This window comes from Methyloceanibacter sp., assembly GCF_050728395.1.
Classification (GTDB): domain Bacteria; phylum Pseudomonadota; class Alphaproteobacteria; order Rhizobiales; family Methyloligellaceae; genus Methyloceanibacter.
In genome coordinates this window covers 1-5,134 of record NZ_JBOHJB010000144.1, presented here as the reverse complement: position 1 = coordinate 5,134, position 5,134 = coordinate 1, and the positions used below count along the sequence as shown (strand labels likewise).

General features: G+C 64.3%; 10 protein-coding genes and 1 pseudogene. All 11 read left to right on the top strand.

Annotation, left to right across the window (positions count from 1 at the left end; translation table 11 throughout):
• Nucleotides 1–64: 64 nt before the first annotated feature.
• The gene (gene rplN / locus ACREC7_RS15670; RefSeq protein WP_370535060.1) at nt 65–433 is read left to right on the top strand and encodes a 50S ribosomal protein L14; all 369 of its coding nucleotides are present in this window, start codon (nt 65–67) and stop codon (nt 431–433) included.
• Complete coding sequence (rplX, locus tag ACREC7_RS15665) at nt 434–754, top strand: 50S ribosomal protein L24 (protein ID WP_431556626.1); 321 nt, start codon at nt 434–436, stop codon at nt 752–754.
• Nucleotides 747–1,304, top strand: a complete 558-nt coding sequence (gene rplE / locus ACREC7_RS15660; protein WP_431556625.1) for a 50S ribosomal protein L5 — start codon at nt 747–749, stop codon at nt 1,302–1,304. Before rplX ends, rplE begins: the two co-directional genes overlap by 8 nt.
• 35 nt (nt 1,305–1,339) lie before the next feature.
• Nucleotides 1,340–1,645, top strand: coding sequence for a 30S ribosomal protein S14 (rpsN, locus tag ACREC7_RS15655; RefSeq protein WP_431556624.1), 306 nt, complete (start codon nt 1,340–1,342; stop codon nt 1,643–1,645).
• Nucleotides 1,646–1,653: 8 nt separating this feature from the next.
• Entirely contained in the window at nt 1,654–2,052 is a 399-nt protein-coding gene (rpsH, locus tag ACREC7_RS15650; RefSeq protein ID WP_431556623.1) for a 30S ribosomal protein S8, read from the top strand.
• A gap of 25 nt (nt 2,053–2,077) precedes the next feature.
• Nucleotides 2,078–2,611: a 50S ribosomal protein L6 gene (gene rplF / locus ACREC7_RS15645; protein WP_431556622.1), complete on the top strand. Its 534-nt coding sequence runs from the start codon at nt 2,078–2,080 to the stop codon at nt 2,609–2,611.
• 11 nt (nt 2,612–2,622) lie between these two features.
• Nucleotides 2,623–2,985 (top strand): 50S ribosomal protein L18, encoded by a 363-nt coding sequence (gene rplR, locus ACREC7_RS15640; RefSeq protein WP_431556621.1) that lies wholly within the window; start codon nt 2,623–2,625, stop codon nt 2,983–2,985.
• A gap of 13 nt (nt 2,986–2,998) precedes the next feature.
• The gene (gene rpsE, locus ACREC7_RS15635) at nt 2,999–3,586 is read left to right on the top strand and encodes a 30S ribosomal protein S5 (RefSeq protein ID WP_431556620.1); all 588 of its coding nucleotides are present in this window, start codon (nt 2,999–3,001) and stop codon (nt 3,584–3,586) included.
• Nucleotides 3,587–3,617: 31 nt separating this feature from the next.
• The gene (gene rpmD, locus ACREC7_RS15630; protein ID WP_431556619.1) at nt 3,618–3,827 is read left to right on the top strand and encodes a 50S ribosomal protein L30; all 210 of its coding nucleotides are present in this window, start codon (nt 3,618–3,620) and stop codon (nt 3,825–3,827) included.
• 5 nt (nt 3,828–3,832) lie between these two features.
• A pseudogene (gene rplO, locus ACREC7_RS15625) lies at nt 3,833–4,297 on the top strand (50S ribosomal protein L15); the annotation flags it as partial.
• A gap of 387 nt (nt 4,298–4,684) precedes the next feature.
• Nucleotides 4,685–5,134: preprotein translocase subunit SecY (locus ACREC7_RS15620; protein WP_431556618.1), on the top strand; the 450-nt coding region annotated here is incomplete at its 3' end.

Genomic DNA, 5,134 nt, shown 5'->3' with positions numbered 1-5,134 from the left:
CAAGCAGAAGCGCTGGACCGTGCTGCCGCGCGAGCAGGCAGCGAGCTAGAGGGCCGAGGCTGCCATGATCCAGATGCAGACCAATCTCGATGTTGCCGACAATTCCGGCGCGCGCCGCGTGCAGTGTATCAAGGTGCTCGGCGGGTCGAAGCGCAAATACGCCTCGATCGGCGACACCATCGTGGTCTCGGTGAAGGAGGCCATCCCGCGCGGCCGCGTGAAGAAGGGCCAGGTGATGAAGGCCGTGGTGGTGCGCACCGCCAAGGGCGTGCGCCGCCCGGACGGTTCGATCATCCGCTTCGACCGCAACGCCGCGGTGCTGGTCAACCCGCAAGGAGAGCCGATCGGCACGCGTATCTTCGGGCCTGTTACCCGCGAGCTCAGAGCCAAGAAGCACATGAAGATCGTGTCGCTCGCTCCGGAGGTGCTCTAGATGGCCGGGCTCAAGATCCGGAAGGGCGACCACGTGGTGGTGCTCACCGGCAAGGACAAGGGCAAGCACGGTGAGGTGCTGAAGGTGATGCCGGCGGAGAACCGCGCCATCGTCAAGGGCGTGGCCATGATCAAGCGGCACCAGCGCCAGACCGCGACCCAGGACGGCGGCATCATCTCCAAGGAAGCCGCCATTCATATTTCCAACCTGGCGATCGAGGATCCCAAGGACGGGAAGCCGACGCGCGTCGGGCACAAGTTTTTGAAAGACGGGCGCAAGGTCCGCTTTGCCAAGCGCTCCGGCGAGGTGATCGATGGCTGAGACCGCTTATACCCCACGGCTCAAGCAGCAGTACCAGGACGTGCTTCGCGGCGAGCTCGTCAAGGAGTTCGGCTACGCGAATCCGATGCAGGTGCCGCGGCTCGACAAGGTCGTGCTGAACATAGGCGTCGGCGAGGGTGTCGCCGATTCCAAGAAGGTAACGGCCGCCGCCGCCGATCTGGCGTTGATCGCCGGGCAGAAGCCGGTGATCACCAAGGCGCGGAAGTCGATCGCCACCTTCAAGCTGCGCGAGGGCATGCCGATCGGCGCCAAGGTGACGCTGCGCCACAACCGGATGTACGAGTTCGTCGACCGGCTGGTGAACATCGCCCTGCCGCGCGTGCGCGACTTCAGAGGGCTGAACCCGAAGAGCTTCGATGGCCGCGGCAATTTCACCCTTGGGCTCAAGGAGCACATCATTTTCCCCGAGATCAATTTCGACAAGGTCGAGGAGATCTGGGGCATGGACATCGTTGTATGCACCACGGCGCCCACCGACGATGAGGCGCGCGCGTTGCTCAAGCATTTGAATTTTCCGTTCCGCAGCTAGGGCTTGGCGGCTTGACGCTGCGTTAGGAGGACTGAATGGCAAAGACGAGCATGGTCGAGCGGAACAACAAGCGCCGCCGGCTGGCCAAGAAATTCAAGGTGCGGCGTACCCGGCTGAAAGCCGTCGCCGCCGACCGCAAGCTTCCGGCCGAGGAGCGTTTCGCGGCGCGGCTCAAACTCGCCGAGTTGCCGCGCAACTCTTCGCCGACGCGCATCCGCAACCGCTGCGACCTCACCGGAAGGCCGCGCGGCTATTACCGCAAGCTCCGCATGTCGCGCATCGCGCTGCGCGATCTCGCGAGCCAAGGACAGATTCCCGGAATGATCAAGTCGAGCTGGTAGGACCACTGATGAGCATCAACGATCCCCTAGGCGATATGCTCGCGCGCATCCGTAACGCGCAAATGCGTCACAAGGCCAAGGTGACGACGCCCGCCTCTACGCTACGCGAGCATGTGCTCGACGTGCTGGTGGAGGAGGGCTTTATCCGCGGCTATGCGCGCGTCGATTACAACGGCGGCTGGTCTGAGTTCGACATCGAGCTCAAATATTTCGACGGCGAGCCGGTGATCAAGGATATCAAGCGGATCTCGACGCCGGGGCGGCGAGTGTATTCCTCAGTGCGCGATCTGCCGACCGTCGCCAATGGGCTTGGCGTCTCCATACTTTCGACGCCGAAGGGCGTCATGTCTGACTCTCGCGCCCGCACCGAGAATGTGGGCGGCGAGATTCTGTGCAGTGTGTTCTAGGACTTAAGGACGAAGGGCGATTTCGATGTCGCGTATTGGCAAAAAGCCGGTGCCTGTTCCCAAGGGCGTAACCGCCTCGGTGAACGGGCAGGAGGTGGCGGTGAAGGGTCCCAAGGGCGAGCTCAAGCACGTCCTGGTCGATGATGTCATCGCCAAGCTCGAGAATGGCGGTATCGAGGTGGCACCGCGGCAGGATACGCAAAACGCGCGCGCCATGTGGGGCATGTCGCGGACGCTGATTTTGAACCTCATGACCGGCGTGACCGAGGGCTTTACCAAGAAGCTCGAAATCACCGGCGTTGGCTACCGGGCCGCGGTGGCCGGATCGAACCTCCAGCTCCAGCTCGGCTACAGCCACGACGTCGTCTTTCCCATTCCGCAAGGCATCCAGGTGGTGTGCCCGAAACCGACCGAGATCGTGATCACCGGCATCGACAAGCAGAAGGTGGGACAGGTGGCGGCGGAGATCAGAAAGTTCCGGCCGCCGGAGCCCTACAAGGGCAAGGGCGTCCGCTATGCGGGCGAGTACATCCTCCGCAAAGAAGGCAAGAAGAAGTAGCAGGATCGGCCATGAGCGCTTTGAACGAAGGATTTATGCGGCGTGCACAACGCGTGCGCCATACGCTCAAGCGGAAGGCGCATGGCCGCGCGCGGCTGTCGGTGTTCCGCTCCTCCAAGCACATCTACGCCCAGGTGATCGACGACAATGCCGGCCGCACCGTGGTCGCGGCATCGACCTTGGACAAGGATATCAAAGGGTCGCTCGCCAAGGGCAGCGATCTTGCCGCAGCGCAGGCCGTGGGCAAGCTCGTCGCCGAGCGGGCGCTGGAAGCCGGCGTTACCGACGTCGTGTTCGACCGCGGCGGCTATCTCTACCATGGGCGCGTCAAGGCGCTCGCCGATGCTGCCCGCGAGGCAGGGCTGAATTTCTAAAGGACCGAAGGTCATGGCAGATCGTAAAGGCGGCAGGGGCGGCGAGAGACGAGACCGCGATGACCGCGACCGCGACAGCGAGTTCATCGACAAGCTCGTGCATATCAATCGCGTGGCCAAGGTGGTGAAAGGCGGAAGGCGTTTCGGCTTCGCCGCGCTCGTCGTCGTCGGCGACCAGAAGGGCCGCGTCGGCTTCGGCCACGGCAAGGCGCGCGAGGTGCCCGAGGCGATCCGCAAGGCCACCGAGGCCGCCAAGCGCAATCTCGTCAAGGTGCCGCTTCGCGAGGGCCGCACCCTGCATCACGACGTCACCGGACAGCACGGCGCGGGCCGCGTGATCCTGCGCGCTGCGCCGGCAGGCACCGGCATCATTGCCGGCGGTCCGATGCGCGCCGTGTTCGAGACCCTCGGCATCCAGGACGTGGTGGCGAAGTCGCTCGGCAGCTCGAACCCCTACAACATGGTGCGTGCCACCTTCGACGCGCTCCGCCATGAGGATAGCCCGCGCGGTGTGGCGGCGCGGCGCGGCAAGAAGGTGAGCGAGATCGTGTCGCGCCGGAGAGACGGCGCCGGCGAGAGCGCCGGCCAGGCAGAGGCTTAGGCCCGCAGGAAGCGCCAAAAGGTAACGCAACATGGCCAAGAACGCGGACAGGAAGACCATCGTGGTCGAGCAGATCGGCAGCCCGATCAGGCGGCCCGGAATTCAGCGGGCCACCTTGATCGGGCTCGGGCTCAACAAGATGCATAAGCGCCGGACGCTGATCGACAGCCCGCAGGTGCGCGGCATGGTCGCGAAGATTCATCATCTCGTGCGCATCGTGGACGACGAGGCAGGAAAGTAAGCATCATGCGGCTGAATGAGATCAGGGACCGGGACGGCGCCACCAAGGCCAAGAAGCGGCTCGGCCGCGGCATTGGCTCAGGGCTGGGCAAGACGTCCGGGCGTGGCGTCAAGGGCCAGAAGGCCCGCACCGGCGTCGCCATCAAGGGCTTCGAAGGCGGTCAGATGCCGCTCCATCGGCGCCTGCCGAAGCGCGGCTTCAACAACATCTTCGCCAAGAAGTACAACGAGCTCAATCTCGGGCGCGTTCAGGCGGCGGTCGATTTGGGCCTGCTCGACGCCAAGCAGCCGATCACCGTCGATGCGCTGAAGGAAGCCGGCCTCATCCGGCGCACGAAAGACGGCGTGCGTCTGCTCGGCCATGGCGAGCTCAAGAGCAAGCTTGCCTTCGAGGTGACCGGAGCTTCGGCACCGGCGATCAAGGCGGTGGAGGCCGCCGGCGGCACGGTGACGCTGAAGTCGATCACCGGGCGCGAGGCTCCCGCTGCCGATGCGATCAAGGCCAAGAAGCGCGCGGAGAAGCGCGACGCGGTCGCGGCGACCAAGTTGAAGAAGTCCGGCAAGGCGCCGAAGGCCGAAGGCGAGGCGCCGGCGGAGCCCGGGGAGGCAAAGCCGGCCAAGGCTGCCAAGGCGAAGGGTGAGCAGGCTCCAGAGGCGCAAGCCAAGGCGCCCAAGAAGGACAAGATCGCTGAGGGCGAGGATAAGAAGCAGTCAAAGCCCCAAGCTGGCAAAAAGGACAAGTCCTAAGGGGCTTGCCGGAGTGGCCTGTCACAAATGGCTTGCCATGGACTTGCCCTAGAAATGCCGCGAGCGGCCGCATACCTCGCTCGATAGGGTCGCAAGAGAAAGAGCTCGGTGATGGTTTCTGCCGCCGAACAGCTGGTTTCCAATCTGAACTTCGCCGCCTTCGCCAAGGCTGACGAGCTCAAGAAGCGCATCTGGTTCACGCTCGGGGCGCTGCTCATCTACCGGCTCGGAACGTATATCCCGATCCCCGGCATCAACCCGGTCGCGCTGCAGGAAGTGTTCCGGCAGAACCAGTCCGGCTTGCTCGGCATGTTCGATATGTTTTCCGGCGGCGCGGTCGGCCGCATGGCGATTTTCGCGCTGAACATCATGCCGTACATCTCGGCCTCGATCATCATCCAGCTGCTCACCACGGTGTCCCCGCATCTCGAGCAGCTGAAGAAGGAGGGCGAGCAGGGGCGCCGGCAGATGAACCAGTACACGCGCTACGGCACGGTGCTGCTCGCCGGGCTGCAGGCTTATGGCATCGCCGTGGGGCTGGAAGGCGCCGGCAATGTGGTG

Bases quoted from the DNA above. Each gene is read 5' to 3' on its own strand.
- rpsH (WP_431556623.1), top strand. From the start codon at position 1,654: ATGAGCATCAACGATCCCCTAGGCGATATGCTCGCGCGCATCCGTAAC.
- rplX (WP_431556626.1), top strand. From the start codon at position 434: ATGGCCGGGCTCAAGATCCGGAAGGGCGACCACGTGGTGGTGCTCACC.
- rplN (WP_370535060.1), top strand. From the start codon at position 65: ATGATCCAGATGCAGACCAATCTCGATGTTGCCGACAATTCCGGCGCG.
- rpmD (WP_431556619.1), top strand. From the start codon at position 3,618: ATGGCCAAGAACGCGGACAGGAAGACCATCGTGGTCGAGCAGATCGGC.
- rplF (WP_431556622.1), top strand. From the start codon at position 2,078: ATGTCGCGTATTGGCAAAAAGCCGGTGCCTGTTCCCAAGGGCGTAACC.
- rpsN (WP_431556624.1), top strand. From the start codon at position 1,340: ATGGCAAAGACGAGCATGGTCGAGCGGAACAACAAGCGCCGCCGGCTG.
- rpsE (WP_431556620.1), top strand. From the start codon at position 2,999: ATGGCAGATCGTAAAGGCGGCAGGGGCGGCGAGAGACGAGACCGCGAT.
- rplR (WP_431556621.1), top strand. From the start codon at position 2,623: ATGAGCGCTTTGAACGAAGGATTTATGCGGCGTGCACAACGCGTGCGC.
- rplE (WP_431556625.1), top strand. From the start codon at position 747: ATGGCTGAGACCGCTTATACCCCACGGCTCAAGCAGCAGTACCAGGAC.